This is a genomic window from Pontibacter toksunensis (genome assembly GCF_042686245.1).
In the GTDB taxonomy this organism is placed as follows: domain Bacteria; phylum Bacteroidota; class Bacteroidia; order Cytophagales; family Hymenobacteraceae; genus Pontibacter; species Pontibacter toksunensis.
This window is the reverse complement of the sequence record NZ_JBHUOX010000025.1, coordinates 19,108-45,134: the sequence shown is the minus strand read 5'-3', so window position 1 is coordinate 45,134 and position 26,027 is coordinate 19,108. Positions and strand designations below refer to the sequence as shown.

General features: G+C 50.0%; 30 protein-coding genes and 2 pseudogenes. 10 read left to right on the top strand and 22 right to left on the bottom strand.

The window, feature by feature from the left end; genetic code table 11:
* Positions 1-60: 60 nt before the first annotated feature.
* Genes ACFS7Z_RS22785 through ACFS7Z_RS22775 form a run of 3 tightly spaced genes read left to right on the top strand, consistent with a single transcriptional unit; the run spans position 61 to position 1,212 of the window.
* Positions 61-444: a hypothetical protein gene (locus ACFS7Z_RS22785; RefSeq protein ID WP_377490077.1), complete on the top strand. Its 384-nt coding sequence runs from the start codon at positions 61-63 to the stop codon at positions 442-444.
* A gap of 47 nt (positions 445-491) precedes the next feature.
* On the top strand, positions 492-917 hold the full coding sequence (locus tag ACFS7Z_RS22780) for a hypothetical protein (protein ID WP_377490074.1): 426 nt from the start codon (positions 492-494) through the stop codon (positions 915-917).
* On the top strand, positions 910-1,212 hold the full coding sequence (locus tag ACFS7Z_RS22775) for a hypothetical protein (RefSeq protein ID WP_377490071.1): 303 nt from the start codon (positions 910-912) through the stop codon (positions 1,210-1,212). Before ACFS7Z_RS22780 ends, ACFS7Z_RS22775 begins: the two co-directional genes overlap by 8 nt.
* A gap of 487 nt (positions 1,213-1,699) precedes the next feature.
* On the opposite strand, the gene ACFS7Z_RS22770 is transcribed toward ACFS7Z_RS22775, so the two are convergent.
* Positions 1,700-2,401, bottom strand: coding sequence for a hypothetical protein (locus ACFS7Z_RS22770; RefSeq protein ID WP_377490068.1), 702 nt, complete (start codon positions 2,399-2,401; stop codon positions 1,700-1,702).
* 3 nt (positions 2,402-2,404) lie between these two features.
* Positions 2,405-2,725, bottom strand: coding sequence for a hypothetical protein (locus tag ACFS7Z_RS22765; RefSeq protein ID WP_377490065.1), 321 nt, complete (start codon positions 2,723-2,725; stop codon positions 2,405-2,407).
* Between the two features lie 663 nt (positions 2,726-3,388).
* Between ACFS7Z_RS22765 and ACFS7Z_RS22760 the strand changes: the two genes are divergently transcribed.
* Entirely contained in the window at positions 3,389-3,463 is a 75-nt protein-coding gene (locus ACFS7Z_RS22760; RefSeq protein ID WP_377490163.1) for an IS3 family transposase, read from the top strand.
* A gap of 216 nt (positions 3,464-3,679) precedes the next feature.
* On the opposite strand, the gene ACFS7Z_RS22755 is transcribed toward ACFS7Z_RS22760, so the two are convergent.
* The 3 genes from ACFS7Z_RS22755 to ACFS7Z_RS22745 form a co-directional block, all read right to left on the bottom strand.
* Positions 3,680-4,243 carry a hypothetical protein gene (locus ACFS7Z_RS22755; protein WP_377490062.1) on the bottom strand — a complete coding sequence of 188 codons (564 nt, stop codon included), beginning with the start codon at positions 4,241-4,243 and terminating at the stop codon, positions 3,680-3,682.
* A 215-nt stretch (positions 4,244-4,458) separates the two neighbouring features.
* Entirely contained in the window at positions 4,459-5,514 is a 1,056-nt protein-coding gene (locus ACFS7Z_RS22750) for a hypothetical protein (protein WP_377490059.1), read from the bottom strand.
* Positions 5,511-5,825 (bottom strand): hypothetical protein, encoded by a 315-nt coding sequence (locus ACFS7Z_RS22745; RefSeq protein ID WP_377490056.1) that lies wholly within the window; start codon positions 5,823-5,825, stop codon positions 5,511-5,513. Before ACFS7Z_RS22745 ends, ACFS7Z_RS22750 begins: the two co-directional genes overlap by 4 nt.
* A gap of 791 nt (positions 5,826-6,616) precedes the next feature.
* On the opposite strand from ACFS7Z_RS22745, the pseudogene ACFS7Z_RS22740 reads away from it, so the two are divergent.
* The 4 genes and pseudogenes from ACFS7Z_RS22740 to ACFS7Z_RS22725 all read left to right on the top strand — a co-directional run bounded on the left by ACFS7Z_RS22740 (position 6,617) and on the right by ACFS7Z_RS22725 (position 11,069).
* A pseudogene (locus ACFS7Z_RS22740) lies at positions 6,617-7,745 on the top strand (IS3 family transposase).
* A 320-nt stretch (positions 7,746-8,065) separates the two neighbouring features.
* Positions 8,066-9,457 carry a hypothetical protein gene (locus ACFS7Z_RS22735; protein WP_377490053.1) on the top strand — a complete coding sequence of 464 codons (1,392 nt, stop codon included), beginning with the start codon at positions 8,066-8,068 and terminating at the stop codon, positions 9,455-9,457.
* Positions 9,458-9,504: 47 nt separating this feature from the next.
* Positions 9,505-10,413, top strand: a complete 909-nt coding sequence (locus ACFS7Z_RS22730; protein WP_377490050.1) for a peptidoglycan-binding domain-containing protein — start codon at positions 9,505-9,507, stop codon at positions 10,411-10,413.
* Positions 10,414-10,577: 164 nt separating this feature from the next.
* Positions 10,578-11,069 carry a hypothetical protein gene (locus tag ACFS7Z_RS22725; protein WP_377490047.1) on the top strand — a complete coding sequence of 164 codons (492 nt, stop codon included), beginning with the start codon at positions 10,578-10,580 and terminating at the stop codon, positions 11,067-11,069.
* A gap of 376 nt (positions 11,070-11,445) precedes the next feature.
* Here the strand turns inward: ACFS7Z_RS22725 and ACFS7Z_RS22720 are convergent, their stop codons facing one another.
* The 9 genes from ACFS7Z_RS22720 to traJ form a co-directional block, all read right to left on the bottom strand.
* Positions 11,446-11,916 (bottom strand): JAB domain-containing protein, encoded by a 471-nt coding sequence (locus ACFS7Z_RS22720; RefSeq protein WP_377490044.1) that lies wholly within the window; start codon positions 11,914-11,916, stop codon positions 11,446-11,448.
* A 479-nt stretch (positions 11,917-12,395) separates the two neighbouring features.
* Positions 12,396-12,776 carry a helix-turn-helix domain-containing protein gene (locus ACFS7Z_RS22715; protein WP_377490041.1) on the bottom strand — a complete coding sequence of 127 codons (381 nt, stop codon included), beginning with the start codon at positions 12,774-12,776 and terminating at the stop codon, positions 12,396-12,398.
* A gap of 44 nt (positions 12,777-12,820) precedes the next feature.
* Positions 12,821-13,114, bottom strand: coding sequence for a type II toxin-antitoxin system HigB family toxin (locus tag ACFS7Z_RS22710; protein WP_377490038.1), 294 nt, complete (start codon positions 13,112-13,114; stop codon positions 12,821-12,823).
* Between the two features lie 433 nt (positions 13,115-13,547).
* Positions 13,548-14,333 carry a hypothetical protein gene (locus ACFS7Z_RS22705; protein WP_377490035.1) on the bottom strand — a complete coding sequence of 262 codons (786 nt, stop codon included), beginning with the start codon at positions 14,331-14,333 and terminating at the stop codon, positions 13,548-13,550.
* An 11-nt stretch (positions 14,334-14,344) separates the two neighbouring features.
* Positions 14,345-15,193 carry a conjugative transposon protein TraN gene (gene traN / locus ACFS7Z_RS22700; RefSeq protein ID WP_377490032.1) on the bottom strand — a complete coding sequence of 283 codons (849 nt, stop codon included), beginning with the start codon at positions 15,191-15,193 and terminating at the stop codon, positions 14,345-14,347.
* Between the two features lie 29 nt (positions 15,194-15,222).
* Positions 15,223-16,590 (bottom strand): conjugative transposon protein TraM, encoded by a 1,368-nt coding sequence (gene traM, locus ACFS7Z_RS22695; protein WP_377490029.1) that lies wholly within the window; start codon positions 16,588-16,590, stop codon positions 15,223-15,225.
* A 7-nt stretch (positions 16,591-16,597) separates the two neighbouring features.
* Positions 16,598-16,966, bottom strand: coding sequence for a hypothetical protein (locus ACFS7Z_RS22690; RefSeq protein WP_377490026.1), 369 nt, complete (start codon positions 16,964-16,966; stop codon positions 16,598-16,600).
* Positions 16,966-17,583: a conjugative transposon protein TraK gene (gene traK / locus ACFS7Z_RS22685; protein WP_377490023.1), complete on the bottom strand. Its 618-nt coding sequence runs from the start codon at positions 17,581-17,583 to the stop codon at positions 16,966-16,968. The genes ACFS7Z_RS22690 and traK overlap by 1 nt, the downstream gene beginning before the upstream one ends.
* A gap of 38 nt (positions 17,584-17,621) precedes the next feature.
* Positions 17,622-18,713 carry a conjugative transposon protein TraJ gene (gene traJ, locus ACFS7Z_RS22680; RefSeq protein WP_377490160.1) on the bottom strand — a complete coding sequence of 364 codons (1,092 nt, stop codon included), beginning with the start codon at positions 18,711-18,713 and terminating at the stop codon, positions 17,622-17,624.
* On the opposite strand from traJ, the gene ACFS7Z_RS22675 reads away from it, so the two are divergent.
* A complete protein-coding gene (locus ACFS7Z_RS22675) occupies positions 18,621-18,824 on the top strand; it encodes a hypothetical protein (RefSeq protein ID WP_377490169.1) in 204 nt (67 codons plus the stop codon). The two genes, traJ and ACFS7Z_RS22675, sit on opposite strands and share 93 nt — an antisense overlap.
* Before the next feature lie 62 nt (positions 18,825-18,886).
* On the opposite strand, the gene ACFS7Z_RS22670 is transcribed toward ACFS7Z_RS22675, so the two are convergent.
* The 8 genes and pseudogenes from ACFS7Z_RS22670 to ACFS7Z_RS22640 all read right to left on the bottom strand — a co-directional run bounded on the left by ACFS7Z_RS22670 (position 18,887) and on the right by ACFS7Z_RS22640 (position 24,771).
* Positions 18,887-19,573 carry a TerB family tellurite resistance protein gene (locus ACFS7Z_RS22670; RefSeq protein ID WP_377490020.1) on the bottom strand — a complete coding sequence of 229 codons (687 nt, stop codon included), beginning with the start codon at positions 19,571-19,573 and terminating at the stop codon, positions 18,887-18,889.
* The gene (locus ACFS7Z_RS22665) at positions 19,570-20,223 is read right to left on the bottom strand and encodes a hypothetical protein (protein ID WP_377490017.1); all 654 of its coding nucleotides are present in this window, start codon (positions 20,221-20,223) and stop codon (positions 19,570-19,572) included. The genes ACFS7Z_RS22670 and ACFS7Z_RS22665 overlap by 4 nt, the downstream gene beginning before the upstream one ends.
* A 23-nt stretch (positions 20,224-20,246) precedes the next feature.
* Complete coding sequence (locus ACFS7Z_RS22660) at positions 20,247-20,933, bottom strand: conjugal transfer protein TraI (protein ID WP_377490014.1); 687 nt, start codon at positions 20,931-20,933, stop codon at positions 20,247-20,249.
* A 92-nt stretch (positions 20,934-21,025) separates the two neighbouring features.
* Positions 21,026-22,033 (bottom strand): annotated as a pseudogene (locus tag ACFS7Z_RS27460) (TraG family conjugative transposon ATPase); the annotation flags it as partial.
* 1 nt (position 22,034) lies between these two features.
* Complete coding sequence (locus tag ACFS7Z_RS27455; RefSeq protein WP_449301468.1) at positions 22,035-23,516, bottom strand: TraG family conjugative transposon ATPase; 1,482 nt, start codon at positions 23,514-23,516, stop codon at positions 22,035-22,037.
* On the bottom strand, positions 23,500-23,847 hold the full coding sequence (locus ACFS7Z_RS22650) for a DUF4133 domain-containing protein (protein ID WP_377490011.1): 348 nt from the start codon (positions 23,845-23,847) through the stop codon (positions 23,500-23,502). The genes ACFS7Z_RS27455 and ACFS7Z_RS22650 overlap by 17 nt, the downstream gene beginning before the upstream one ends.
* A 10-nt stretch (positions 23,848-23,857) precedes the next feature.
* On the bottom strand, positions 23,858-24,202 hold the full coding sequence (locus tag ACFS7Z_RS22645; RefSeq protein WP_377490008.1) for a DUF4134 domain-containing protein: 345 nt from the start codon (positions 24,200-24,202) through the stop codon (positions 23,858-23,860).
* 47 nt (positions 24,203-24,249) lie between these two features.
* The gene (locus ACFS7Z_RS22640; protein WP_377490006.1) at positions 24,250-24,771 is read right to left on the bottom strand and encodes a hypothetical protein; all 522 of its coding nucleotides are present in this window, start codon (positions 24,769-24,771) and stop codon (positions 24,250-24,252) included.
* 466 nt (positions 24,772-25,237) lie between these two features.
* Between ACFS7Z_RS22640 and ACFS7Z_RS22635 the strand changes: the two genes are divergently transcribed.
* Positions 25,238-25,996 carry a hypothetical protein gene (locus tag ACFS7Z_RS22635; protein ID WP_377490003.1) on the top strand — a complete coding sequence of 253 codons (759 nt, stop codon included), beginning with the start codon at positions 25,238-25,240 and terminating at the stop codon, positions 25,994-25,996.
* The last annotated feature ends 31 nt before the right edge of the window (positions 25,997-26,027 follow it).

The window sequence follows — 26,027 nt, the reverse complement described above, 5'->3', positions numbered from 1 at the left end:
TGTATATTTATTTTAAAAATTTTCTTATACGATTAAACAGGCTTTTCAACATTTACCTATATGAAGCTGGCAATAAACCAAAGTGTGGACTGTACTGTCTATGCAAAGCAGAGATGGAACAGTACAGGAGTGCAGCTGGAGGCAGGCCACACCTATTCATTGGAGGCTTCAGGAAAATGGACTGACCTGACAATATCCTCCGGCCCGGACGGCTTCACCAAGTGGTACATGAAGTGGGCAGAGAAAAGAAGGCGGGTGAAAGAGGCAAATTGGTTCGCTCTGATAGGCACCTATGGTGGCGATAATCCTTTTATCATCGGGAGTGGCATCCAATCATTGACCGCTCAGGTATCAGTTCAGTTGATTTGCTTTGCAAACGACGCTGAAGGCTTTTACTGGAATAACTCTGGTGCTGTCAGACTTACAGTTGTCAGAAAAAGCTAGTATACCCCTGTTTCTGTATTTGATAAACTTAAATATCTTGATGCGCCATGTTTAAAGAATACTTCCTAAGGTGGTTCGAGAACAAAGATAAGTCGCTTCTTATCGGACAAACCTCCGGCATCTTTTTGATAATACTCCTTTTTATTACCGTTTGGGCCGGTGAAAAAGAGAAAGTACTTGGCACTTCGCTTCTCTTGGCAGGAGTAGCGATGGGCTGGGTTACGGGTGTCTTGCTGTCGCCGTATCAGATGTATAACAACGAAGCAACAAAATTCAACAGGGCGCTTCAGATTGTCTCTACTTTTATTTCCGGGGCGGTAGCTGCTAAATTGCTCACTTCGTTAACTCCAGGGCACATAAGGGAATTCTTCAATGACTATGACCTGCTGACACGGAGCCTTTACTTTTTGTCTGCTTTTATTCTTTCGGCTATACTTGTTGTACTACGACAGGGTTTACCCGAACTTGGATGAACAAAATTCTTTCATGACCTGGTGCATGGATATTTTTCCGGGCGAAACCGTTTACATTAAATCTGATAGTTTCGGCCCACGTTTTACAGTTAGAATTGAAAATTCAGGTGCGACTGACCTAGGAATTTTACGGGCGGACGCCTATAATCCAGATGCAGCACATTTCATTTCAGAGGCGAATAATTTCCAAACTATCAACTCCTCTAAATTAGGGCTTTCCGGTTCAACTATATTTATTAACAACCCCAGTGAGCAGAACGGGAAGTTTAAAATCACTTTACTGAGACAGAACTAAAGATAGTTAACGCTATACAAACTTCGAGTGGTCTTAGAGTGTAAATATAAGCTCTATTTATAGGATGAGCGGATATTAGTTTTGGAAGAAAAAGTCAAGCAATTGAATAGATAGTATATGCCTATATTAGATCATGCTGTTCTACTTATCTCCCCTAAGAAAGCATATAAGTAGTTATGCTAGACAAAATATATTACATCATGATAGAAGTACCGGCAGGAATAATTGAAAGGAATGGTGAGGTCCTATTAGCCCGTAGAAAATCAGGGAAGCATCTTGAAGGTTATTGAGAGTTCACTGGAGTACTATTAAGATGTTCCTGTGAAGGGCAGAGTATTGTTCCTTTTCATTTCCTCGAAGTTCTTAACAATATATTCGTATACATGTCTTCTTCTTAAGAAGTATGATAAAGAATAATATCAAAAGCCCTATTGATGACAGACACCTTTGAATAACTCATACTTAATGTTTTTTTAATAAACCTGTTTTACATGCCGGGCTTATTTATAGGACGAAGAATCGTTGACTTATCAGCAAAGTCAGGTTTCAGTTCTAATATGCCAAAAGGAGTCATTCCTATAGAAAAGTCTTTAACAACATTATTATCAAACGGATCAGAATACTTAATATATAGCATAGAGTAGCCTGATTTATAAATTATTATGTCCCCACTCTGAAGTTCATCTTTTGAAATAGGAAGATAATTAATTAATTGCGACGAGTTAAGGGCAATATCCTCAATATACCTATTCTCCTTTAGAATATAAGAAATCATTGAAGGTGAGTTAAACCCTTCTTCAGGAGTCTTGCCGTTTAGATTAAATTCTGTGTTTTGGTACTGAAGCTGTTTTATGTCTCTGAATAAATTACCTGCAAGACCTAATTCAGGATTATAGGATAAATATTTGATAGTCATTGGATTTAACTCAACTTTACTTAAGTTAAAATTCTGTGCTTCGTGAAGAGTTTCTTCTAAAAAATCGATTTGTTTTTCCTTGGAATCAATTTGATTCTGTAAATACTGTAGTTCAGATCTTAACCTTTCAACTTGACGATTAGTCCAGAAAAGCCATATGGCTCCAGCTAAAAAAAGAATAATAATACTTATAATAGTTCTGTTCCTGAACCCTTTCTCTCTTTTGGTAAGCTCATATAGAAGGTTATCAATATTTTTTTCTTTTAAACTCATTTTCTAAAGTCTTTCTAATATTTTTTTTATTATATTTTCTTCTATAGTCGCATCTGATAAATGGCCTTTGATTAGCTCTAGGTCAAGGATCTGTGATTTTCTTTTTGAAATTAGCCCTTCTAAAAAAAAAGGAATCAACATATTTATAAAGCCAAATCCATATTGTGCATATTTATTAGACAAGTCACTTGGAATCCAATTGAAAAAAGGAAGGAAAATTAAGAAAAAACCAATAACGAATAGCAATAGAGATAGTCTTTTAAAAGCTAAATTACTTGCTTTTAAATTCTCAATTCTTTTTTCTATATATTCCTTATAGTTCAAATTGAAACACAAATTTCCTCAATAATACAAAACAATAACCAAAAGTAGAATGTAAGATATAGCTAAGTTTATTATCCATATGTGCGTAAATTGTTTGGTCCGTACACTGAGCAGCTTTAAGGTATTACGTGAGCTTTATACTCTTCAAGCATAGAATGCTCCATACTAAATATAAAGAAGTTCTATAATATTGACATCTTTTTTAGCTTTCTTTTAAGCTAATAGAGCTAAAACGTGAAACAGTAGTATAGTCTATTCATTTCCATTATAACTCTTATTCCTAATTTATTCCTAATTGGGGCCTAAAAAATGTTTTCAGAGAGTCAAAGAGTGAATTTATATGATAGACATAAAACATTCGGTTGAGACGGTTATAAGGCTATTGACCTTCTCCAGGGGAGACGGGCGGTATACGGATTCCTGGGCGCTGAGTGAGACCATGGAGGCGGAAGCGACCAGTGTGGCGGCCTGACAAATGGCGGTGATAAATAGGCCCCTGTTCCACTCCCTTTTGTTTCACTCTGAAAGGGGGCGTGCCGTACGCCTGCAGTGCCTTCCGCGAGCGTCTGGAAGGAGTGCCGGTGGTGCAAAGCATGAGCCGCAAGGGTAACTGCTCTCGATAATGCGGTAGCCGAGGGCTTCTTTGAAACGATGAAGACTTAAATGGTTTACCACCACAGGTTTGCCACCAGGCAGCAGGCCCGGCTGGCTGTGTTTGAATACATCGAGAGTTTCTAAAACCTAAAAGGAGACATTCAGCACTTAGCTACCTAACCCCTTGCCAGTATGAAGAATGGTCAAACCAACAAAGTATGGCTGCCTAAGAAAAAGTCTCCAGTTAACTGTTGCAATTCCATGTTGGCGTTTCTCAAAACATCAAAGACTATCAAGACTAATACAAGCTGCTTATTTAGACTTTCCTGAAATCTGGTAGGCTTATATTGCATATTTTATCTATTCTTTAAATCCCATGTCATTCATAAAGTAATCCATCATTCTATAATATGAAGCAGATATCTCTACTTTATCCGATGGATTATTAGAAAACATATCATTCCAACTACTCTGCCAAGTATTGGCACCATGAATTTCCTCATACCCAGCTTTAGAGTATATCATTTGCTTCTTAATCTTTGAGTCCCATTGCCCACTATATGGTTTAAAACATAATGTATCAATAAATTTAAGGTATTCATTTTGGAACTCTTTTGAAAAAAAGTCTTTGTTTGTATAAAACTCTAAGTTTAGCTCTCTTTTGAAGTCAATTATTTGTTTTGGAGAATGCTCTTTAAAAGTGCCAAAATGATTCATATAGCATAGAATTGCATTAAACTTTGGCATCATTGATTCATACAACTCTAGCTTTTTGGTTATAAGAGTTTGATTTCTCCATTTGGCATTTTCCACTTTGTTTCCATAGTAGAAAAGGCCTATTGTCAATGTTAAGGTGATAATAGTTGATAATACTGACACAATAAACTTTGCCTTTTCTAAGCTATTCCAATTATTATCTTTCATATAAATTTATTTTTAGTGCCCATTCTTAAGCAAACATGGATCTTTTATTTACATATACTAAGTATGAAGTGACTTAAATCTTCTATCTAGAGATAAATTTATCTGAATGAAGAAATAATTATGGAATATATAACTTAATTGTAAAAAGACTTAATTTCCTTTTATTTTCAACGGCTCGATCTGCCGATAAATCAGCTAGTAATTAAATAAAACAATCACTGATCTTGAAATGATAAAGGTATTCCGACAAAGAATTTAACTGCGAAAATATCTTCAAAACCCTTATCTCCAGACACATCAGTAAAGTCAATGAGTTCTGCTTGAATGGTTGCAAGAACAGAGGAGGATGACCACTTAGGGTGTAAGGAGGGACCTATGGAAAAGTTATAGCGGAAATCAGAATTTTCTGTATTGTAAATACTAGCTAATGAACCTATAAATCCTAATCTGGGCCCAATTTCATCATCTGCATCATTACGAATAAGGAGGGGAGTATAAGCAAAATCTAATTTTGGAGTTAATGATATAAAGTTCTCTTGTGTACCGCTATAAGCTTTTCGTGACTTCTGTATTACTCCATTAGTGGTAACGGTGTAATCAGTAATAAAGTCTTTTGTTGATAAATTGGCAACAGGATTTACATTGTATTCCACAGGCAATGATAAGGCAATAATCAGATTGTCTGTTTTATCTGCTGTTGCTATGACCCAATTTATACCAGGAGTAATTCCAACTGTATGAGATACTTTTTGACTAATTTTTATGGAGTCGTTTGTATCAACACTACCGAAGCTGTTTTCTTTAATCTCGTAGCTGAATCTTATAAAGTGATAGGCGATGTTTGTGGCAAGGGCATTAGGACTCCACACATTCTCATATACCAGCTCAAGGCCAGGGTTAAACTCTCCACTACTGAATAACGCTCTAGTGTTCTCTGCTATTGGTATAGCAACTCTATAATTAGAAGTTTTGTAAGAAGCTACTACAATGGTGTCTACTATATCGTCTACTCTGAGCGTTGCGGGATCTAGGCTTGGCTCTATCTTTATTAGAGATGAATCTTTTAGCTTATAAAAACCTCCTGACTGCATAATGCTGCGCTCATAATTAAACAAGGCTTCTGAGCTTGAGAATTCATAACCCAAAATATAACCACTACTAGTGTCCGCAGTTATGATTCCACTTTTCTCTCCAGCAGTCTCGAATATATATTGGGCATTTGCAGCTGATATAGCCCAGAAGCATAAGACAATAGTAAGGACCCTCTTCATGTCAGGGAATTAAATCGTACAAATTTATTTATTGGATATTGCCTTCTGACTTCATTAACTCCGTTATGTTCTAAACAACCATTTATTTCCTGCTCAACACCATTGATGATCATAACCATAGCATAAGGCTGTCTTTGTTGTCCCCTTATTGCTATAAGTACATCTACAATGAGGTCTCTATATATCACGTTTTCTTCACCTATCCATTTGCCTTGGTATGACACTAGTTTAAAAGGAGTAGTCTCGACAATTATACCAACTGGACCAGGAGTTTTTGTTACTATGATTCTCGTTTTCAACACTTCTGCCATGAATATTAAATTTTAATTTTCTTGTAAGCAATGAACTTTCAACACTCATCAAAAACCGAATTATTGCAAGAAACTTTATATCTCAGCACAATCTCATGCTCTTCTTTATAGATTAGGAGCTTGATAAAGGGTTATATGATAATGTTGTATTAGGGAGTAAAGTAGATTTATTTAAACAGGCAATCAATACTGATTTTTCATTATTTCGAATGTGCTTGATTCTGAAATAAGTTGACAATTTTTAAACTAACCCATCTAAGATGGGGTTAATTCAGCCGCTTTTCTGGAGAACTCCAGAATACTAATAAGAAGGTCACCAGTTGGTGGCTCTGCCTGCTAGCGGCGCGATGAATGGCTGGTTTTATTTGATTTGCAACCGTTTGCATTTGCAGCAGGTTTGCTTCCAATAAAACAGCAAAACTAAGTTTCTCAGCTGTGTCAGCTGTTTCCTAAGGAAATATTGATGTTTTCTGCAATATCCATCTGCAGCAGCTTATAGATGCGAACCCACTCTCGGTTTGCTGTGGTTTAATTTTGGTTTGCAAACCGACTGCAACCATAGCTTGCTGTCCCGCAACACTGTAGAATGGCGGGGCCGCAGCAACTGAACCAACTTATCTTAAGGACAAGTCACCGGGGGAGTAGGACGTAGCGATCATCCCATAAAACGGGGGATTTTGAGATCGTGGAACCTTCATCGGCACCTGCCCCAGCAACCTGTTTTTGTAAGTACCTCTAAAAAAGAGATAGTTTAAATTAAGACAAAAAGGTCATACATTTAAACTGCAAAGATGAAGAAGACACAATTCACCGAGAGCCAGATCAACAAAGCTCTCAAAGAGCACGAGGGTGGCCGGAAGGCAGAGGACATTTGCCGGGAGCTGAATGTAAGCCGGGCCACCTTATACCGGTGGAAGAGCCAGTACGGGGGCATGGAGGCCTCGGAGGTGAAGCGCCTCAAGGAGCTGGAGGAGGAGAACTCCCGGCTCAAAAAGATGTTCGCCGACCTGAGCATCAGCCATGAGATCCTGAAGGAGGTCATCACAAAAAAAGGCTGGGGCCCTGGCAGCAAAGGCAGCTGACCGAGGAGATCATTTCGGACTACGGCCTAAATGTTGCCATGGCCTGCCGACTCACGGGCTGGCCCGCTCCCAGTTCTACTACAGGAGCCGCAGAGACGACTCCGAGGTGATAGAGGCGCTGCAGGGACTGGCCGCCGCCCACCCCACTTACGGTTTCTGGAAACTGCTGGCCTACCCGAAGAGAGCCAGCAAGGCCTGGAACCTCAAGCGGGTGTACCGGGTCTACAAGTTGCTCAAGCTCAATAAAAAAAGCAGGGGCAAGAGAAGGCTACCGGCTCGGGTGAAGCAGCCGCTGGCTCAGCAGGCGGAGCTCAACAGCAGCTGGAGCATGGACTTCATGTCAGACAGCCTGGCCTCAGGAAACAGGTTCAGGACTCTGAACGTGATAGACGACTGCAACCGGGAAGCGCTGGCCATAGAGGTGGCAACCTCCATTTCCTCCAAAAGGGTCATCCGGACGCTGGAGCAGCTCGTCGACTGGCGCGGCAAGCCGGCAGCCATCCGGGTGGACAACGGGCCGGAGTTCACCAGCGCTTATTTTACCAGTTGGTGCGCGGAGAAGGAAATCAGTATGCATTACATACAGCCCGGCAAGCCAATGCAGAATGGCTTCATTGAGCGCTTTAACGGCAGCTACCGCAGGGAGGTGCTCGATGCTTACCTGTTCCTCGAACTGGAGGAGGTCAGGGAGCTTACGGAGCAGTGGGTGGAGGAGTACAACACTAGGAGGCCGCACGAGGCGCTGGGCATCCTGACCCTGAGCGAGTGGCCGCTGAGGAGTAGAAGTGGAAATATGGAGAACTCCTCCCATGGCACAAGGCCTGCCCAGCCAGTTTAACACATTACCACTTCATAGTGGTGGTAATAAAGATTGAGAAAAGTCTCATTTACACTGTCCGAGGAAAGGGGTACTTACACGCTTGAAGGAAACGTCGACTATATGTCTATCCATATTAGTCAAAATTATCAACTTACTTTAATCTGCCTATCAAAAGGCTCCGATCAAATGTAGCAACTCCAGTAAAGTAGATTCTTATATTTCTGTAGCGTTTAGCGGCTATTTTAATACTAAAAAATACTGAATTTTCAGTATTTTATCTAAGCCAGTTTGTCTTTAAATTGTACAGTATTTTGTCTTTTAAATCTAATCATCCTGTCATGAGAAATAACGCGCAGGTTTTCCTCAAAAGCTACGACAATGTAGTTGAATCGTTTGGTGGCAGGTGGGTAACAAAACCAACCGCCATTTTGATTGTACATGGGGTGGGGCACCAGAACCCACTCGAAACACTGGATGTTTTTAGCAGGGGCTTGCTCGAAACTTTCGGGAAAGCGGGCTACAACCTGCGGGCGGAGCACCACCTGGCCAAGAAATTGGCCTCGGACAGTCAAGTGCCCTGGTTCGATAATTTCCTGCGCCTCGAAGACGTAAACGGCGGGAAGGCCCCGCTGGATATATACGAATATTACTGGGCAAACCAAACCGAGGATCAGGCCACACTCCGCGACACAAACAAATGGCTGAACAATGTAACACGGGGTGCCCGTAAATTTTATCACGAAAAGAAAGAGTTTGCCGAGCGTCACCAGGACAGCAGCCTTTTTATAAAGAACGGCAAGTTCAATCCTTTTACTTACTGGCTTTGTATAAGTTTTGTGCCCCAAGTGTTTCTGCTTTTCGATTTGCTGCGGAAAGGGTTTTCAAAGTTGCTAACCGCTATTCCAATAGTTGGTTCCTTGTTATCCATGCTGTTTCAAGGCGGCACAGAAGACAGGGTTGATAAAATGGCTAATCTTTTAAACGATGTTACTATCTACAACACCACCGATGCCAAGTCCAGGTTCTTCAAAATCCGAAATTGCATTCTCGATGGTGCCGTACAAGCGCTCAAGTATCTGCTCGAAGCAAAGAAAACTGATGATGACAAATTAAAATTCACGTATGGGCAGGTATTGGTGGCCGGGCACTCCCTGGGGAGTCAGGTAGCCTTTGACGCCATCAATAGGCTCAACCATTTAGTGAATCAATGCGAGATTTCAGGCTACCAAGGTAATGGGGCCTGCAGCTTTGATCCGGCAGAAACTCCGGTTTCTGAGCGCCTAATTGGCCTGGTTACCTTTGGCAGCCCGCTCGATAAGATTGCCTTCTTCTTCAAGGAGCAGGTGACCAGGGAGGAGTATGTCCGGCGCCAGTTAATCCGTAATTTCCATGGGTTTAAGCAACGAAATTGGCTGGAAGACAAACCTAATGAACTTGAGATAAAGCCTTGCGAGCGCCGGCTGTTTGAAGAGGTGAACTGGCGTAACTACTGGGACAGGAAAGACTACATTAGCGGATCCTTGGATTATTACCAGGGCGTAACAAATGTCAACTGCGCCTTTCCCGCTAACTTACTTAGCTTTACCCACAGCGACTATTGGAACTGCAAGAACATGTACGGTGAAATTATAGAATATTTTCTGTTGCCAAAACCCAATGATATTGTAGGACAACCGGATGATGAAGATACTAATAGGAATTTTTCCGAGAGCGATTTTGCACTCGTTTAACGTGTGATGTTAGTTCTGGTGCTGTTCTTCATATTAACCTTATTCCGATGTCACATTTTCAGATTTCACACACCCTGCTGGCCAACCTGTGTCGGCGCAACCGGTTCCCTGTAGCGCAGGAGCTAATGATTTTTTTAGGCATACGGGGCTCGCTTCCGGTATTCCCAGAAAATCAGGCATTTGCTACAACCCATGACCTAATGCTAAGTTCTACCGACCACCAGCACCCCCGGTGTACCCTGGTGCAGTGGCTGCCTGCGCAGGGGCTGTTAGCTGTTTTCCCGGGAAGTACTGTTCCGCACCTGAAGTACATCCGAAAAGCTCTGACACGGGGTGGGGCAGGCGCTAACCAAATGCTGACAGGCTATTATGCGGATTATCGTAAGGGAGATCACAACCTTAGTTCCCCGCCCACCAGGCACCGGGCCTTCCGCCAGATGGAAGCGCGTTATGTTCTCCGGACCCTGGATGATGAAGTATATGAAGCCGATGACCGTATGGAATTCAACAACCCATTCGATAACTTACACGCTGCCTGGAGCATGGGCGTGAACCACCCAGATTTTGCCAGCGCTGGCTGCCAGGTCGTCGTGGGGTATCCGAAATGTGCAAGTCGGGGAAGTTCTCCGGACAGTGGTCCCTGGGCCAGCTTCGTTCGCAATGCCTATGCGCAAACACAGGATTACTTTCCCTATGTGCTTCTGACAGGCCAAGATTATTACCGGGCCGCTGCAGGTACTTTTGCTGCCTCAGACTACCGCCTGCGCTACGGCTCTGTGGGGGAAGAGGTTAGGTTGTTGCAGCAAAGGCTGAAAACCAAGCGTTTTTATGAAGGAATTGTGGATGATAAATTAGGCCCTCGAACGATGAACGCGGTGCTGGCATTTCAGAGATCCTCTTTTGGAGCCGATGCTGCAGACGGTATAGTGGGGCCTGTTACGCTGAGCGCGCTTTAAGTTTTTTAGATTAATTTAATGTGAGGATTTTAGATGCTTTTCTATTAGAAAGGCAACATCAAATGCAGAAAATAACAGCAATTTGAAAGAATGAGAATTGATTCATTTGCTGCAGTTATTCCTTTTTAAATAAAAATAATTCCTAAACTATACACACATCTAATATGGATGCCCCATTAGTATTCGACAAAGATTTAAAAAAAATTTTGATTCCTTTTATCTCAACTGTCTTCGCCGTTATTCTGGGAGCATACCAATTCACGGTTACAAAGCACAGGAATAAGATTAAGCTGGATCTGGAGATACTTAAATTATTCGGCGATGTTGTTAGCAAGGATGCTCCGGAATATAAAAAATTTGGGAGCATTATGAAAAAGAAAATTTCGAAAGCATACAGACCAAATGAAGAAAGAACTGATTTGGATAGAAGTGATCTCTTTTGGGGTGTAATAGCGCTAGTAACCTCAATTATTCTCCTTAATTACATCACTGAATACCCTTCTAATGCAATTCTCTTTCATTATATGTCCATTTTTGCTTTATCTATTTTGGGATTAATAGGAATCTATTGTGGTATGGAGCGTAAATTCAGATATATAAGGAATAAAAGAAAAAATCTTTTAGCGCCTTCCAATTCTAAAGCGGCGGCTGTTTAAAATGCGTTGAAAGAGTTAATGATATTACTTTCCAATACAGAAAGTGTTATAGAATTACATCAAGTTGATTATCAATACTATCTTCTGTATTTAATTGCGGAGAGGTACGAAGCAGGGGCAAATACTCTTCATTGTTCTGTACCAGGCATCCAAAGCGCCACCAGCTATCGCAATGTTACCTTTCCCATAGCTAGTAGGTCCACAAAAAATGGCTTCAGTAAGACTCCAATACACTTTTTGCAGTGCAAACGCAATTGAAACACTGATCATCTTTTACCCTTTTCAGACTAATTAGCCAAAGGTAAACAACTCCGCATGTTGCTTTCTTCTGGAAAGTTGGCTTGTAAATAGTATATTGAATGAATAAGACAAAGGGCTACAAGAGCCCTTCGTCTGCCATGGAGTAGTAACTCTCGCTGGTGATAATGATATGGTCCAGGACCGCGATGTCGAGCAGTTCTCCGCCCTGCTTCATCTTCTTTGTCAGCTGCAGGTCTGCCGCGCTTGGCTTGAGGTTGCCGGAGGGGTGGTTGTGGCAGAGGACGATGGAGGAGGCGCAGGCTTTCAGGGCCGCCACGAAGATGAGCTTTGGATCCGCCACTGTGCCGGCGACTCCCCCTGTCGATAGCTCATAGATACCCAGTACTTTATTTGCCCTGTTAAGGAGCATGACCTTGAACTGTTCCACAAACTCTATCTTGCCTGTGTCCCAACTTTCCTTCAGTATGTTGTAGCTGTCGGTGGAAGAGGTGACCTGTGGTCTTTGGGAGGGTTTAACTTTGGCGCGGTAAGAGAGCTTGATTTCTGCCACTTTGGAGAAGGAGGAGTTTCTGATAAGCTTTTCCATAATCTTTGGCTTTTAATGTGAGGAATTGATTATGGTGCTTCACCTGTCTTCGGGACGGACTTAGGGCATAGGTGGAGCCTAGAAAAATGCGGAGGGCTCCCTTTGGGATACCCATTTTTCAAGGACTACCTTGTCCCGTGTCCGGCACGCAAGGCTACCTTTGCGCCCGAATGAATTGCCCCCGCACTTTTGCATAGTAGTGGCTGTAGGGGAGTGGTAGGTGAGGTGCTTCTGCTGAGAATGGTCTGACAGTGTACAAGTAAACTCACACCACCTGAGGCAGTTCGTAAGTCTTAGCAAGAGGTAAGGACTCTAATGATTGGTATAATATTAATCTTCCCTTGCAAAAGTATCAAAACTCCCTAACTTAATTCCAGGCAATAGATGGCGTTTCACCCATAACTACACATGTATTAAGCAGAGGGTCTTTAAAAGAAAGATGTAATTTGAAGTAGAAGCTTAAACAGCAAAACCACCTGCTATCCGGTGGTTTTGCTGTTTAAATTAGGCTCTGCAATTAGCACCTCCAGCGGGAAGCGCAGTCCCCGGTGCAGGTTCCGGATCATCTCCAGGGAAAGGGAGCGCTTTCGGCTAAGTACTTTGGACACGTTCCCCTTATTGCCCATGTAAGGAACCAGGTCCTCCTGCTTCAGCCCCAGTTCCTCCATTCGGATCTTGATGTACTCAATCGGATCTGGCTCATCTATGGGATAGTGCTCCTCCTCGTACTTGTTGACGAGCATGGCTAGAATCTCCAGCTCATCCGCCTCCGGGGTGCTTGGCTCCGCCTCCCACAGCTTCCGTATCCTTTGCAGTGCGGCTTGGTAGTCGACTTCGTTATGAATTAATCTAATGTCCATGGTTGAGGTGACTTAGGTGATACTGGTAATAAATGATTTTCCTCTCAGAGGTCTTTTATCTTGATCTTATCGTACTCGGCATGTGTGCCGATCCACAGCACAAACACTCGCTTCGTTTTAAATCCCACCAAAGCCACTAGCCTGTAATCATTGGCCTTGATGTTGAAGACGGCTTTACCATCTACAACCAGCTCGGCGCTAGGAAAGTCGAGCCGCATGTCGTTTACGCTTCCCCACTCGGCCTTCTTTGTCGTCTTGAACCATGCTGTCAGATAGGATTTAGCGGCTGCATGCTTTTCATAGTACTCCCTGATGGTCTTGTAGCTGATGATGTGCATGGGGTAATAAGTTTACGACAAAGGTAAAGCTTTGTTGTCATAAAGACAACTGTTGTTTCCACCTGCTCTGTTTGACCTTAAAATTTACTTAGGAGGTGGAGATGGCAAAAATGCGGAGGCTTCTCCTGAGAGTACACTCATTTTTTCCGTACTACCTTACCTTGTCCCTGTGTCCGGCACGCAAGGCTTCCTTTGCGCCTGAATGAATTGCCCCCGCACTTTTGCATGGGAGTGGCTGAGGGGAATGACGATGTTAATTATATCTTGAGGGGAGACATTACTCAGCTTTGATTAAAGGGGACTGGAGAATAGAAGTGCCTAAGAGAAAGCCCCGGCCTCCACTCAAGGGAAACCGGGGCTTCGGGCGTTGTGCTAATAGGAGCGTTAGCAGATGCGTTCAGGCTGCACACCACCAGGGGCAGTAGCAGAATGCCTATATGGCCAGGCCTTTCCTCTGGGACCGCTTCTCTTCAGGCTGATCCTGTGCCGCCAGGTCCTGCCTCGTGCCTTTTTGCGGTACCTGATGCGCCTGCCTTACCTCTTTATCCTGTTTCTGGATTGTCTCGCGCTTAGCCAGGTGCCGCTGCTCATTGTAGACGTTGATGGTTTTGAACTGCGGGCTGGCCTCGATATACCTTTTGACCTCGTAGCCCTCTTCCTTCGCCGTGACCAGTTGCTGGTTCCCTCGCTCGAGGGAACGCAGCAGCCGCTCTTTTTGCTGCGGGTCCTGCAGCTCATTGATATGAAACTTTTGGAGTGTCTTCTCCAGGTCAAAGCCGTAGTTCTCGTGGAACTGCTTCACTTTATGGTTTCCCTGCTGGTCCTTTGCCTGTGGGTCCAGTTGCAGCCATGCCTTGTAGGGCTGGTTTTCGGCGTTGACCAGCTCCTTGTGCACAGACCGGCCGTTCAGGAGGTTGTAGGCTTCCTTGGCCGTGATGCCGCTGTTCTTGTTGATGTAGAAGGTCTGCGAAACTTCCCTGGCGGAGTCGTCTGGCTTGAGTGTGGCGTCGTACTTGTTGAAAAAGTACATGTCGCTCTGGTCTGACCTGCGGAAGTGCAGCGTGTAGTCCATCCTGCTGTTGTGGTGTGGTATCTGCAGGCCGAGCCGGAACTCCGGCTGCTGGCCTTGCAAGTGCTTTTCCAGTTCTCCGTTCAGGCTGGTGCCGAAGCCCATGTACTTGAGGCCTTCTTTCAGGTAATCCAGGTTCTTTTCATTCATGGCGATTTGATTTAGAGGTTAATATTCTGTTTAAAATGAGCTTCATCTGATAGGAGGAGCGGGCATGCCTGGAGGATATCCCTGGCGCGAAGCCTTAGCTTGAGATGCCTGCCGCCGTTTTTCTCAAACAGGTCTAGTACCAGCTCCTTGTGGTGGTTCAAACTGTGTTTCTCCAGGGCGAAGACCAGCACCTTCCTGTCGCCGGCTTCTACTGTTTTGTCTTCCTGAACATAAGTGTAAAGCGGTAAGAGCTCCTCTTCCTGGGTAGCGGTGCGCTTTGCCTGCTTCCTGCCCCGCAGGGTGAAGCGGGTAAAGTCCAAGTCATAGGCAACAGGGGATGGGTTTAGGAGCACGACCCGGTAGAAAAGGGTGCTCCCCCGGATGTAGATGCCCTCCAGCGTGGCCTTCGCCGCACCCGCTTTGTCTTTGACGCCGTAGTGGAACCGCTCGTCCTCCGCCAGTTGAGACGCGGTAATTTCCAGTTGCCTTTGGTTTAAGGCAGCGCCCGTGAAAAGCACGGACGTGGCCTGCGCAGCCTCCAGCCGCAGCAGTGTAGTAGCCGGGTTCTCATTATAAATGACAGAGAAGCTGTAGAGTTTGCCGTCGGCGGTGATGACGGTGAGGTTCGTCTCCCGGAATCCGGGACGGGCCGCTTTCACCTGGAGCACGTTCCCAGCCTGGGGCGGTGCCTGGGCCAGTATTTCCCCGCTGCCGCGGTCCACGCTTTGGATAGTGTAGGGGAAAACAAGGCTGGTGGTTTTGTGGAAGGCCAGCCCCAGTTTCTGTTGCTGCTCCTGCGCGTAGGCTGTGAGCTGGCATAGCAGAAAGCACAGCAGGGCGTTGATGGTGGTTCTGTTCATGGTGTTTGCGTTGGTTATAGAAAATTGGTTTAGAGTTGTGCCTTCTGGTCACGGAACAGGAGGCGGTGACCCGCCTTCACCGTCACTTTTACCTGCCTTGCCCCTTTGCTCAGCAGCCCCCTGGCCGCATCGATGCCAGCACCCACTGCCTGGGCACCTAGGGAAGGGGAAAGCGAGGGGAGCTGCAGGCTTTGGCTGATGGCGCGGCCGGCGCCCTGCCGGGCCGCGGCACCGGGTATGTTAAGCCCTTCCATCCCGTCCAGGTCATAGGCCGAGAGCGAGACGGGGAGAAGGGCATTGCCGTGGCGGATGGACTTCACTTCAATGGCCAGCCGCTCGCCCCTTACCTGGCAGGTGCCGTACAGCAGGCTTCCCTCCGGCAGCATTCTGCCGCCGAGGGACACCTCCTGGAGCAGGCGCAGCCTCACCGTGGCCCCTGCCGTCAGCGTCTGTGTCTCATGCACGGCTGCCTCTATGGTGTTGCCCTGCTGCTCCAAAGCATGTTGGTTCAAGCTTTGGCCGTTCATGAAGTGGAGGCTGTAGAATGCATTCCGAACCTGGCTCAGGGGAGCAATAGCGCTGGAAAGCGTATCGGCCGTAAACGCTGCTTCGGAACCAGGCAGGAAAGGTTCTTGGTGCAGTAGGGTAATAGGAGGTCCGTCGGTTGCGGCCTGCAATGTAAAAGCCTGTTGCCGGTCTTCCGGGGGCTCATCTCGTAGCCTTTCCTTTACCCGCTCCGGGTGCTGGATGTCGAGTATCTTCTCCAGCATGCCCTCCAGTTGCTGCATCTCCGGGTCTGCCGCGCCGCCGCCGTTCTCTCCGCCTATGCTGCGCATCATTGTCTCCAGCCTTGCCACATCCTGGCTGAAGCGGGTATCACCGCTTTTGCCTACAGAGGTGCCTGTTGTTTTAGCCTTTGGCTTTGCTGCAGGCACGGGGTTTTCCTGGCTGACGAGTTGCGAGAGCTGGGCGAGGCGCTCGTTTATTTTCTCCTCATTCGGGTCCTGCTGTGTTATGGCGAGTCCTGGGACAGTTTTTTCCGGAGCCACAGCGTTCGGACCTGTTTCAAAATCATCCAGCTCATCTCCTGTGTTTTCTTTTTCCCCGTGCTCCAGGCCCAGCTGGTTCAGGAAGTTCTTGCCGCCGGTATCCCGCTGTTTCCGCAGTTCGCGACGGGCCTGCTGGTAGAGGCCCAGCTTGCTGTTTTCTATCTCCTTTTTGAGCTGCGGCTCCGGGAGCTGGAGGTTGAGGCCTCTGACTGCCTGCGGTGTCCTGGCCGCTGTGCCCTCACCGCCGCCCAGGGACCAGAAGGCCATCGTCAGGAAGGGCAGTACGAGCAGGGGGAGGACGAGCAGGAATCTGCGCCTGCGAAGGAAAGCTTCGGAATATATTTTCATGATGGGGTTATTTTAAGGATGGTAGATAATCGTGTTGGTCCGGGTGCGCCAGGCTGTCGGGTAGAAGCTGCAACTGTTTCCGGTGTCCTTTCAGTGGTAAGGTCAGGGGAGCAACCGGGGTTGATTTTTCCGGCCCAGGCAGAGCGGATTTTGCTAGTATCCAGCCGCTGGCCCCGCCGAGCACGAGGCAGAAGAGCAGCAGGCTAATTACCCGGGCGTAATGGGGCAGCGCGCTGAACCTCCGGTTGAGCCAACCAGCAGTCTTTTCCTGTCCTTTGACAATCGCCTTTGCTATAGCAAATGCTTTTTTGTCTGTGGCAGGATTCGCTTGCCGCTCCCGCTGCTTTCCGTTTCTGTCAGGGAACAGCAGCATCATCAGCGGCTTTTGGAGGAGAGGTCCCTGTTTTCTATGGTCACCCACCGCTCCATCAGAAAGCCGTGCGGGTTGTTGTCCGAGCGGGAGACGCTGCGCAAAAATCCCTCCGTGATAAGGCTGCGCGTCACCACCGAGGAGGCGCGGATGAGCCTCTGGCGCGCATAGCAGCGGAAAGGGTAGGGGTAGCGGTCGGTATCCACCTGCACGCTGTCCACCGTGATTTCCTGGCTGACGTTGGCGGAGATGAGGCCAGAGTAGTAGCCGCTCTCCCGCAGGTTGTCATAGGCCCGCCTGGCTGAGCCGTCGGCCAGGTAAAGGGCCCTGCCGATGTTGGCCTCGATGACTTTCTCATCCGGGTCCAGGGTGAAGAAGTGCTCATGGAAGGTGCGCACATGGTCGCGGGCCTCCACCGGGATGTTCTCCCTCCTCCCTGCAGAGAGTGCCGCCAGCGCCTTGCCGCCCGCCAGGATATAGATGCGCTCCTGTGCCGCCTGCACCTGCCGGTAGCTGTGGTAGAGGGCAAGGGAGGAGACAACGGTGCAGGCCACAAGGAAGAAGAGGCTGAAGGCGCGGATGTGCCGGAAGGCGCTGTCAATATGCTGGAGCTGTCTGAACATAATAAAACGAGTGTCGGTGTGGTAGTTTTTTTGCTGTGTCAGTTCTTGCCGGAAAGGCGCCCGTGCTGGTAGCTCTCCGGTGAGGTGTTTCTCTGCCCGTTGCCGCTATCGTGACCAGTCCCCCCGCTGAAGCCGGTGATGCTGTGGGTAAGTTGGCTGGCACCGGCTCCCAGGGCAGAGGCCGCATAGCCAGCCCCTGTGCTTCCTGCTGTCAGGGCGGTGCGGTTGGTGGTGCTTAGCAGGTTCGTTACTTTAAAAAGGAGCGCATTACCTCCGCCGGCGTGCACGATGTAGTTTGCCACGTTGGGCACGGTAAAGTAGCCCACGATGCCGATGAGCAGGAAGATGAGGTAGGCAGAGTCGGTGGCGCTGAAGAAGGTCTCGCCGCTGCTTTCCACCTGCCCGATGTCGAGCCGGAGCATGTTCTCCTGGATCTTTCCTATGATGCCGCCAAAGATATTGGCCACCGGCAGCCACAGGAACACGTTGACGTAGCGGGCAAACCAGACGGTGAGCGTGTGCTGAAAGCCGTCAAAAACAGCGAAGCCGAACACGAGCGGGCCGAGCACCGCCAGCACGATAAGGTAAAAAGTGCGGATAGTGTTGATGCAGAGGGCGGCTGTCTGGAAGAGTACCTGCAGCACCTCCGACATCCACTGCTTGATGGAGTTGCGGAAGGAGTAGGAGGCCTTGGCCATGGCGAATTTCATGTCATTCCCGATGCTCTCCACGATGCTCTCCCCCTCACCGAGCGGGTCGTCCGGGTGGGTGTATTTATACCACTTGTCCCTATCGCCGTTGCCGTCCACCCCCGCGTACAACTGCCAGTCGTCCGAGCCTTGGATAGCCTCCTCTTTCTGTTGGATCAGCACGGCAATCGCTTTGTCAGAGTCCTCGACCATGGCGCCGGTGGCCGTTACCGTTGGCTGGAGCACCCCGTTCAGGAGGGCCAGCACCGAGGGGAAGAGCAGCACAGCAAGGCCCAGGGCGAAGGGGCGGAGCAGGGGGTAGAAGTCCACCGGCTCAGCGTTGGCCAGATGGCGCCAGACGCGGGAGGCGATGTACCACAGGGCGGCAAATCCTGCCAGCCCACGGCCCACGCCGATGAGCCGCTCGCAAAGCGGCAGCATCTCCTCGTAGAGCCCGGCCAGCACCTGGTGCAGCCCATGCATGTCAGTAGCAGTAGTCTGCGCCTGCACATCGAGTGGCAGGAGCAGAGTGACCAGGCCAAAGAGAAATGAGAGTGTCTGAAACTTTTTCATCATGTGCTTGTGAAGCTTTTCATCTTGTGTTATGAAGCCGGTTAAGGGTTGATTTGGAACAGTTCCTGTATATCCTTCACGTCATTTCGCTCCCTGGCCCGCTGCAGGGCTAGCAGGCTCGCCTGCCTGTTGAAGTGCCTCAAAAAATAAAGCTTGTCATTTGTATCGGCGAAGATGCGGTCAATGGCGGAAAGCCGCTCCTCGTCACTCATGCGCAGCTCCCCGGCTGTGAGGATGAGCGTGAGTTCGTCCAGGTGCCGCAGGCTCTGGCGCGAAAGGCTGCCGTAGACGCTGCCCAGGTACTCCAGCTCCGCCAGGGTGAAGTTGCCGCCCTGCCGGAAGCGGGCGTAGGCACCCGTGTACTCGGAGACGATACGGCGCTGGGAGTCGATGATGTCGGCCACTCGTTTATATTTTCTCACGGTGGGGCTCACCTCCAGAAGGCTCCTGAGAAAAGTGTCGTGCAGGCTGAAGCTCCCTTCCGAAAGCGCCTTAACCGTGCCGTAGCCTTCGTGGATGATGTCGTAGCCCGCTTTCATGTCCGAGAGGATGCTTTTTAGCTGGGCGAGCTTCTCGACGTTGAGCAGCAGTTGCTGCGCCTCTTCGGACTGGGCCTTCGCTAAGTTCGGGTTCAGGAGGAGAGTGGGCAGGAGGAGAAAGGAGAGGATATAAAAAGCTGATTTCATTATATGTTGCGTTAGGAGAGAATTGATTGCATTGGCTATCAAGGTAAACCATAGAGGGAGCGGGCGTTTTCAAGCTCCTGCTGCTCCCGTGCCCGCCAGAGAGCCAGCACCTGCGCTTCTTTCAAACAGGCCTGGGTAAAGCGGAAAGTATCCAGCGTGCTTTCGTAGAGTTCTTCTAACCGCTGCAGTCGCCCTGCGTCTCTCATCTCCCACTCATTCTCCGTCAGCACCAGCCAGAGCTCCTCCAGATCGCGGGCGCAGGAGGCGAGCACCCTTGCCTTCACTTTTTCCAGGTGCTTCAGCTCATTTTCCTTTAGCTGCCCGCTTTGGCGGAGGGCGGGCAGGGCCTTCCCGAGTTCCCGGGCGATGGCCACCTGGTAGCGGAGGATATCGGCTACGCGTGCGGAGCCGCCGATGGCAGGGTTGATGAGACGGAAGGAGCCAAAGAAAGCCTGGTGCAGGCCGAGGTCGCCATTTTTGATGTGCTCCACGGTGCTGATTCCCTGGCGGGCGATGCTGTACCCCTCGCGCAGGACACCGGCGTACGCCTGTAAGGCTGCGACCTGCTGCACCAGGTACTTTCTCTGGGTATTCTTCTGCCGAAACCACTCGTCAAATGTCTGCGCCCTAAGTGGAATAGTACTCAGCATAAACATGCTGAGCAGGAATATTATTCTGATGCTTGCTTTCATGATAAATGCTTAGATGGTGTTAATTATTGAAGCCCGTACAATTGCCTTACCCGCTGCAGGTCGTTTTCCTCCCTGGCCCGCTGCAGGCTGAGCCGGATGCCCTGCTCGTTGAACTCTCGCAAATCACTGTAGTGCCGGCCGATGCTTTCCGCCACCCGGTGGATGAGTGCCAGGCGCTCTCCGTCGCTCATCTGCGTGGCAAAGGAGTTTACCGCCAGCAGCACCTGATCCAGGTCCTTCACGCTTTCCCCCAGAATGCCGGTGTACACCTGTTGCATGTAGTCCAGCTCCCCAGCTGAGAAGTTGCTGTCATCCCGGAAGAGGGCGTAGGCTCTTTTGTACTCGGCCACCAGGGCCGCCTGCTGCCGGATGATGTCCCGCACCTGCCCGTAATAGGCAATGGCGGCCTTCACCTTCCAAAGCTCCTCGTAGTAGCCGGCGTACAGCTGCCGCTGCCGCTCGGTCCAGTCGGCAATCTCGGTGAGCCGGAGCTCGGAGAGCTTGTTCTCTAGCACCTTCTGGGCGTTCTGAAGCCAGATGGTCTCGTTCTGCAGGCGCTGTATCTTCAGGTCCACGGCCACAATCGCCTTCTTGACGCCAGCCTTTATCACCTCGGTGATAGGGTCCTGTGCCTGTGCCCGCTGGCGAACACCTGCCGCAAAGAAAAGCAGCAGGCATACCAGCCAGGCGCGGGTGAAATGTCTTCTCATGCTGTTTCTCATGTTCTTTGATTTGAGGATTGGGTTGATCGCAATACATGTCCATATTCCTGAGCCCGGTTATCTCAAGTAGCATCTGCTTGTTACACTTTCCCTGCCCGTATGTCACTGGCCAGTTCGCTGATGGCCTTGCGCAAATCTCCGCCGTGGCGCTGGGCGTAGGCCTGCACCTTCATCTTCTCTGACTCTTCGGTGGTGTAGGCCAGGTACTCCTCCAGCGACACCTCGGTGCGGTACACCTTGGAGAGCGTGCCCCCCAGGCTGATGAACACTTCCTTGTATCTGCGGAGCGGGTCGTTCGCTTTGTTGATGGAGAGCACCAGCGCCTTCTCCTTCTCTGTCAGGCCCAGCAGCTCCTGGATGCCGTCGAACTTGTGGAGGTACTTGCTCTGGTCGAGCAGTATTTTGCAGTCAGAGTTATTGATGATGGCCTGCTTCACCACAGGCGAGGAGATGATGTCCTCCACCTCCTGCGTGACCACGATGGCCTCGCCGTAGAACTTGCGCACTGTCTTGAACAGGTACTTGATGTACTCGGCCATGCCCTCCCTGGCGATGGCCTTCCAGGCCTCCTCAATCAGGATGACCTTGCGCACCCCCTTTAGCTTGCGCATCTTGGAGATGAAGACCTCCATAATGATGATGGTCACCACGGGGAAAAGGATGGGGTGGTCCTTGATGTTGTCGAGCTCAAAGACGATGAAGCGCTCTCTAAGCAGGTCCAGGTTCTCGCGCGCGTTGAGCAGGTAGCCGAACTCCCCGTCCCCGTAGTAGGGGCGCAGCACGTAGAGGAAGTTGTCGATGTCGAACTCCTTTTCCCTCACCCGCTCCGCCAGGAGCCGTGAGGAGAAGGTCTCCCTTACAAACTCATAGAAGGTGTCGAAGCAGGGGAAAATTTCTGGCTTTGCCCGCAGCAGGTGGTAGTACATCTCCAGGGCGTTGGAGAGGGCCACGTACTCGGAGCGGGAGAAGGCCTCACTGTCTTTTTTCCAGAGCGCCAGCAGCAGCGTCTTGATGCTCTCCTTTTTCTCGGTGTCCAGCTCCGAGTCCCCTTCGAGGTAGAAGGGGTTGAAGCGGATGGGGTTCTTCTCGTCATAGGTAAAGTAGTAGCCATTGACAAGGTCGCAGAGCCCCCTGGCAGAGCCCCCTGTAGGAGTGTCCCACGTCCACCAGCACGATGTGGCTGCCCTGCTCGTGGTAGGAGCGCACCAGGTGGTTGGTGAAAAAGGACTTGCCGCTGCCTGAGGGGCCGAGGATGAACTTGTTGCGGTTGGTGCAGATGCCCTGCTTTACCGGCTCGTCGGAGATGTCCACGTGCACGGGCTTTCCGGTGAGGCGGTCACCCAGGCGCAGGCCCACAGGGCTCAAAGAGGAGTGGTAACTCGTCTCCAGGTTAAGGAAGCAGCAGGCCTGCTCGAGGAACGTGTCAAAGGTGTCGTTCAGGGGGAAGTCCGCCGCGTTGCCCGGCAGGCCGGCCCAGAAAACCTGCGGGCCCCCGAGCGTCTCCAGCCGGGGGGTGGCGTCGAGCTGGGCCATGGCCGAGGAGACGGCGTTGCGCAGCTCCTTTCGCTTTCCCGGGTCGTCCGTCCAGGCCAGCACATTGAAGTGCGCCTTCACCGGGAGCCGCTGCTGGCCGATGGCCTCATTGAGGAAGTCCTGCGTGGCGTCGCGGGCGATGGCGTTCTCCCGGGAGTAGGCCGAGAGCGACTGCAAACGCAGCCGCCTGCTCTCCAACCGCTTGAGCGCCTGGGGCACGTCCTCCAGGAAGATGTACTGGTTGAGGAGGTGGTTGCAGGGCAGCAGCTGCCCCAGCGGGGAGGCAAAGCCGGTGCAGCACTTGCTGCGGTCGGTGGAGTACCTGTCGTAGTCCACGCGGGAGCCGCACAGTGCCGGCAGGTCCTCAGCGTCAGAGAGGGTGAAGAGGAGGCAGTTCTTTTCCCCGACGCGGATGCCTGTGTCAAACGCGATGTCCTGCAAAAGGGGAGGGCTTCCTTTCGGTAGCAGTCCGCAGTAGCGCTCCAGAATACCCGCTTTGGAGGCCGTACCGGTCAGTTCCTCGCCCGTGAGCCTGCGAAGTTTTACAAAGCCGCTGTCTGAGAGCACGCGCGCAAACTGTCCCCCCTGGTCCAGGAAATCCATGTAGAGCCGGGGGGCGAGGGTTTGGGCGGGGGCGAGGTTGCGCCGCAGCAGGCTGGAGAAGAGCGAGGAGGCGGGCTTCCTGTCCTCCGGCTTTTTGGTGAGGAAGATGTAGCAAGCGTGGTCCCAGTAGGGCCGCTCATGGAAGAAGCGCTCGCTGGCGTGGGAGAGGAAGCCTATGTCTTCCCTCGTGTAGTCGGCCTGGTAGCTTGCCTCCACGAACCAGTCCTGCTTGTGGAAGACGGAGTGGCGGGGCAGCAGGCGGATAGCGCGCACCAGGGCGTGGTGAAAGGCCTCGTAGTCTTTGCCTGAGAGCGTGAATATCTCCGGCAGCGTGACCTCGTAGGCCAGCGTGACGTCCCCCTGCCGGGAGAGGATGGCGCTGTGCTCCACCTTGTAGACCGGCAGCAGTTTTTCAATGTCAGCGATGGCCGCCATGCGTTTCCCCCTTTCTTCTTAAGTGCAGGAACACGTTGCGGGAGCGGACGCGGACGCAGCGGGGAACGCAGCGGCGGGCGAACTCTTTCAGGAGCCCGTACTGGCCGTAGGTGCGGTTGAGGTGGTAGACGCCCGCAAAGAGGGCGCCCCCGGAGATAAAGACGGTGGTGATGCACACCAGCAGGTTCACCCTTGCCAGGTAGAGGAGGGTGAAGCCCAGCAGCAGGGCCACCAGCCCCACGGCCAGGTAGCCGATGTACTGCGCCCGGAGCCCCCTGAACTCGATGGGCCGGTTGATGCCCTTGTTGATGCGGTAGACGCTCGTTTCCATAGCCGGACCGTTAAACGCCGAAGAAGGAGGAGAGCACGGTGGCCACAATCACCAGGAAGATACAGCTGCCGAACCAGGCGGCGGCCACCTTGCCCGTGTCCGGCTCCCCGCCGTTCCACTTCTGGTAGACCTTCACCGCGCCCACCAGCCCGACGATGGCGCCGATGGCGTACATGAGGCTGGTGCCGGTGTCGAAGTAGCCGCTTATCATGTCGGTGGCCTGCTGGATGCCGGCCTCGCCGTCGCCTGCCTGCGCCTGGGCATCCCCGGCAAGGGAGAGGGTAAGAAGGATAGCCAATGCAGCGGCTGTAGTAGCCTTTCCTCGTTGCGGGGGTAATGTTCTGTTTTTTTTCATCTTGAATGGATTTTATATTATAGATGGTGAAGTATGGGGAGTAAAACTTACTGTTCTGATGGGGCCGCATTCCATAGGGAATGCATGTCAGCAGGCGTCAAGGTAAAGGAGGACCTGCCTTGCCCGAGGAGAAACTCCTCTATGGCTTTCCTGTGGTGGTCCTCCATAGAGGAACTGTGCCGGGCGGCAACCAGTCGCAGGAGCGGCAGGAGCTCTTCCTTTTCCGCGTCCGCCTCGGCGGCCAGTTCCAGCAGGGGACTCATCTCCTGCAGTACAGCGCGCACAATAGCATCTTCAGGTCCTTCTGGTGCTTCAGTAGGAGGCTGTGGTGCCACCAGGATGGCCGCCGCCTCGGAGAGGAGAGGGGCCGCCCCGGGGGAGGCGGGCCCCATGATGGACACCTGCGGGGGGATAGGCGGATCTGCCGGCAGGCCTGCCCGATTTGCTTTGCCTTTGAGCATATGCATGAGTTCTGCTCTGTAGCAGAGGAGCAGGACTGCCAGGTAGTATAGTCCCAGGATAGCTCCTGCTGCCATGAGGTACTGTTGCCAGGTAAAGGAGGAAAGCATGACCTGCGTGCTTAAACCCTGCCGCCCCGTGCGGCGGGTATGATGAAGGCAAAGATGTGGGAGTTGGTCGCCGGTTATTCACAAGGCGCACCGTAGTCGGGGAAATTTTATCGGTGGTTAGGGTTAGATAAGGGAAACAAAAAATAAAGGTGTTTCCTCCAACTTTATTTAAACAGGACTTTTCATCCAGGCGTCTTACAAAATCGTCTCTGCGTCGCTTTCATTTCAGGATTGCTATAATAGCACGACACATACCTGCCTGTTACTGTAGAACAGTTTTGCTGCTTTCGCCCTTACGTTGCAATACCAGACGAAATGCAGTTCAGCTCCCAGGCCCTTCTTCCCTTCTAAAACGAAATGCATTTCGCTCCCAGCCCCTTTATTTAACAAATTAAGCTCTTTTTCAATGTGGTACAGTCCTTGGCTATAGGGATAAAGTCCAAGCACTACTTTTAATCATACCACTATGCATGACATCGATCGCACATTAAGAGAAAATGAGTTTGCAGACGAACAGGAGTTTGATCTGGAGCTCCAGGATGGGTACGCCCAGGAATACAATGATGAAACGGATCAGCAATTTGACTTTAACCTTGAAAGTGCCATTGACCAGGGCTTCCAGAATGAGTTTGAAATGGAATTCATGTATGCGGATCAGGGAGAGCTTTCTGATAGCCTGGAGATGGAGCTGGCCAGCGACTTGCTCGCTGTCAGTAACGAGCAGGAGCTCGACCTCTTCCTGGGGAAACTGGTGCGAAGAGCTGGTAGGGCCGTAGGGAAATTCGCCCGTTCCTCGGCTGGGAGAGCCATTGGGGGCGTGTTGAAGTCTATTGCCAAAAAAGCGCTCCCTATTGCAGGTACAGCCTTGGGCACCTTTGTAGGAGGTCCCCTGGGAGGAGCCGTCGGTGGAAAGCTAGGGTCCCTGGCTACCAATCTCTTTGAGCTTGAACTGGAAGGGCTCAGCCCGGAAGACCAGGAGTTTGAAGTGTCTAAAGCCTATGTCCGTTTTGCGAATAACGCCCTGCGGCAAGGCGCAGCGCTCTCCAGAAAAAACCCTGGCATACCACCCCGCCAGCTGGTAAGCACAGCGATAAAAAAATCCGCCAGCGTCTATGCCCCTGGTCTGCTGCCCAGTAGCGGCAGGCAGAGCAGCAGTTACCCCATCCGCGCCAGGAAAGGCACCTGGGTCAGAAAAGGCAAGACTATCGTCTTATATGACTTTTAATACATCTAAAGAAATGGTTTCAATTCTTAAC

What these genes read in the sequence shown, in the direction of transcription:
- ACFS7Z_RS22785 (WP_377490077.1), top strand. Translation starts at nt 61, where the DNA reads ATGAAGCTGGCAATAAACCAAAGTGTGGACTGTACTGTCTATGCAAAG.
- ACFS7Z_RS22780 (WP_377490074.1), top strand. Translation starts at nt 492, where the DNA reads ATGTTTAAAGAATACTTCCTAAGGTGGTTCGAGAACAAAGATAAGTCG.
- ACFS7Z_RS22770 (WP_377490068.1), bottom strand. Translation starts at nt 2,401, where the DNA reads ATGAGTTTAAAAGAAAAAAATATTGATAACCTTCTATATGAGCTTACC.
- ACFS7Z_RS22755 (WP_377490062.1), bottom strand. Translation starts at nt 4,243, where the DNA reads ATGAAAGATAATAATTGGAATAGCTTAGAAAAGGCAAAGTTTATTGTG.
- ACFS7Z_RS22750 (WP_377490059.1), bottom strand. Translation starts at nt 5,514, where the DNA reads ATGAAGAGGGTCCTTACTATTGTCTTATGCTTCTGGGCTATATCAGCT.
- ACFS7Z_RS22745 (WP_377490056.1), bottom strand. Translation starts at nt 5,825, where the DNA reads ATGGCAGAAGTGTTGAAAACGAGAATCATAGTAACAAAAACTCCTGGT.
- ACFS7Z_RS22735 (WP_377490053.1), top strand. Translation starts at nt 8,066, where the DNA reads ATGAGAAATAACGCGCAGGTTTTCCTCAAAAGCTACGACAATGTAGTT.
- ACFS7Z_RS22730 (WP_377490050.1), top strand. Translation starts at nt 9,505, where the DNA reads ATGTCACATTTTCAGATTTCACACACCCTGCTGGCCAACCTGTGTCGG.
- ACFS7Z_RS22725 (WP_377490047.1), top strand. Translation starts at nt 10,578, where the DNA reads ATGGATGCCCCATTAGTATTCGACAAAGATTTAAAAAAAATTTTGATT.
- ACFS7Z_RS22720 (WP_377490044.1), bottom strand. Translation starts at nt 11,916, where the DNA reads ATGGAAAAGCTTATCAGAAACTCCTCCTTCTCCAAAGTGGCAGAAATC.
- ACFS7Z_RS22715 (WP_377490041.1), bottom strand. Translation starts at nt 12,776, where the DNA reads ATGGACATTAGATTAATTCATAACGAAGTCGACTACCAAGCCGCACTG.
- ACFS7Z_RS22710 (WP_377490038.1), bottom strand. Translation starts at nt 13,114, where the DNA reads ATGCACATCATCAGCTACAAGACCATCAGGGAGTACTATGAAAAGCAT.
- ACFS7Z_RS22705 (WP_377490035.1), bottom strand. Translation starts at nt 14,333, where the DNA reads ATGAATGAAAAGAACCTGGATTACCTGAAAGAAGGCCTCAAGTACATG.
- traN (WP_377490032.1), bottom strand. Translation starts at nt 15,193, where the DNA reads ATGAACAGAACCACCATCAACGCCCTGCTGTGCTTTCTGCTATGCCAG.
- traM (WP_377490029.1), bottom strand. Translation starts at nt 16,590, where the DNA reads ATGAAAATATATTCCGAAGCTTTCCTTCGCAGGCGCAGATTCCTGCTC.
- ACFS7Z_RS22690 (WP_377490026.1), bottom strand. Translation starts at nt 16,966, where the DNA reads ATGATGCTGCTGTTCCCTGACAGAAACGGAAAGCAGCGGGAGCGGCAA.
- traK (WP_377490023.1), bottom strand. Translation starts at nt 17,583, where the DNA reads ATGTTCAGACAGCTCCAGCATATTGACAGCGCCTTCCGGCACATCCGC.
- ACFS7Z_RS22675 (WP_377490169.1), top strand. Translation starts at nt 18,621, where the DNA reads ATGGCGCCAGACGCGGGAGGCGATGTACCACAGGGCGGCAAATCCTGC.
- traJ (WP_377490160.1), bottom strand. Translation starts at nt 18,713, where the DNA reads ATGCTGCCGCTTTGCGAGCGGCTCATCGGCGTGGGCCGTGGGCTGGCA.
- ACFS7Z_RS22665 (WP_377490017.1), bottom strand. Translation starts at nt 20,223, where the DNA reads ATGAAAGCAAGCATCAGAATAATATTCCTGCTCAGCATGTTTATGCTG.
- ACFS7Z_RS22660 (WP_377490014.1), bottom strand. Translation starts at nt 20,933, where the DNA reads ATGAGAAGACATTTCACCCGCGCCTGGCTGGTATGCCTGCTGCTTTTC.
- ACFS7Z_RS27455 (WP_449301468.1), bottom strand. Translation starts at nt 23,516, where the DNA reads ATGGCGGCCATCGCTGACATTGAAAAACTGCTGCCGGTCTACAAGGTG.
- ACFS7Z_RS22650 (WP_377490011.1), bottom strand. Translation starts at nt 23,847, where the DNA reads ATGGAAACGAGCGTCTACCGCATCAACAAGGGCATCAACCGGCCCATC.
- ACFS7Z_RS22645 (WP_377490008.1), bottom strand. Translation starts at nt 24,202, where the DNA reads ATGAAAAAAAACAGAACATTACCCCCGCAACGAGGAAAGGCTACTACA.
- ACFS7Z_RS22640 (WP_377490006.1), bottom strand. Translation starts at nt 24,771, where the DNA reads ATGCTTTCCTCCTTTACCTGGCAACAGTACCTCATGGCAGCAGGAGCT.
- ACFS7Z_RS22635 (WP_377490003.1), top strand. Translation starts at nt 25,238, where the DNA reads ATGCATGACATCGATCGCACATTAAGAGAAAATGAGTTTGCAGACGAA.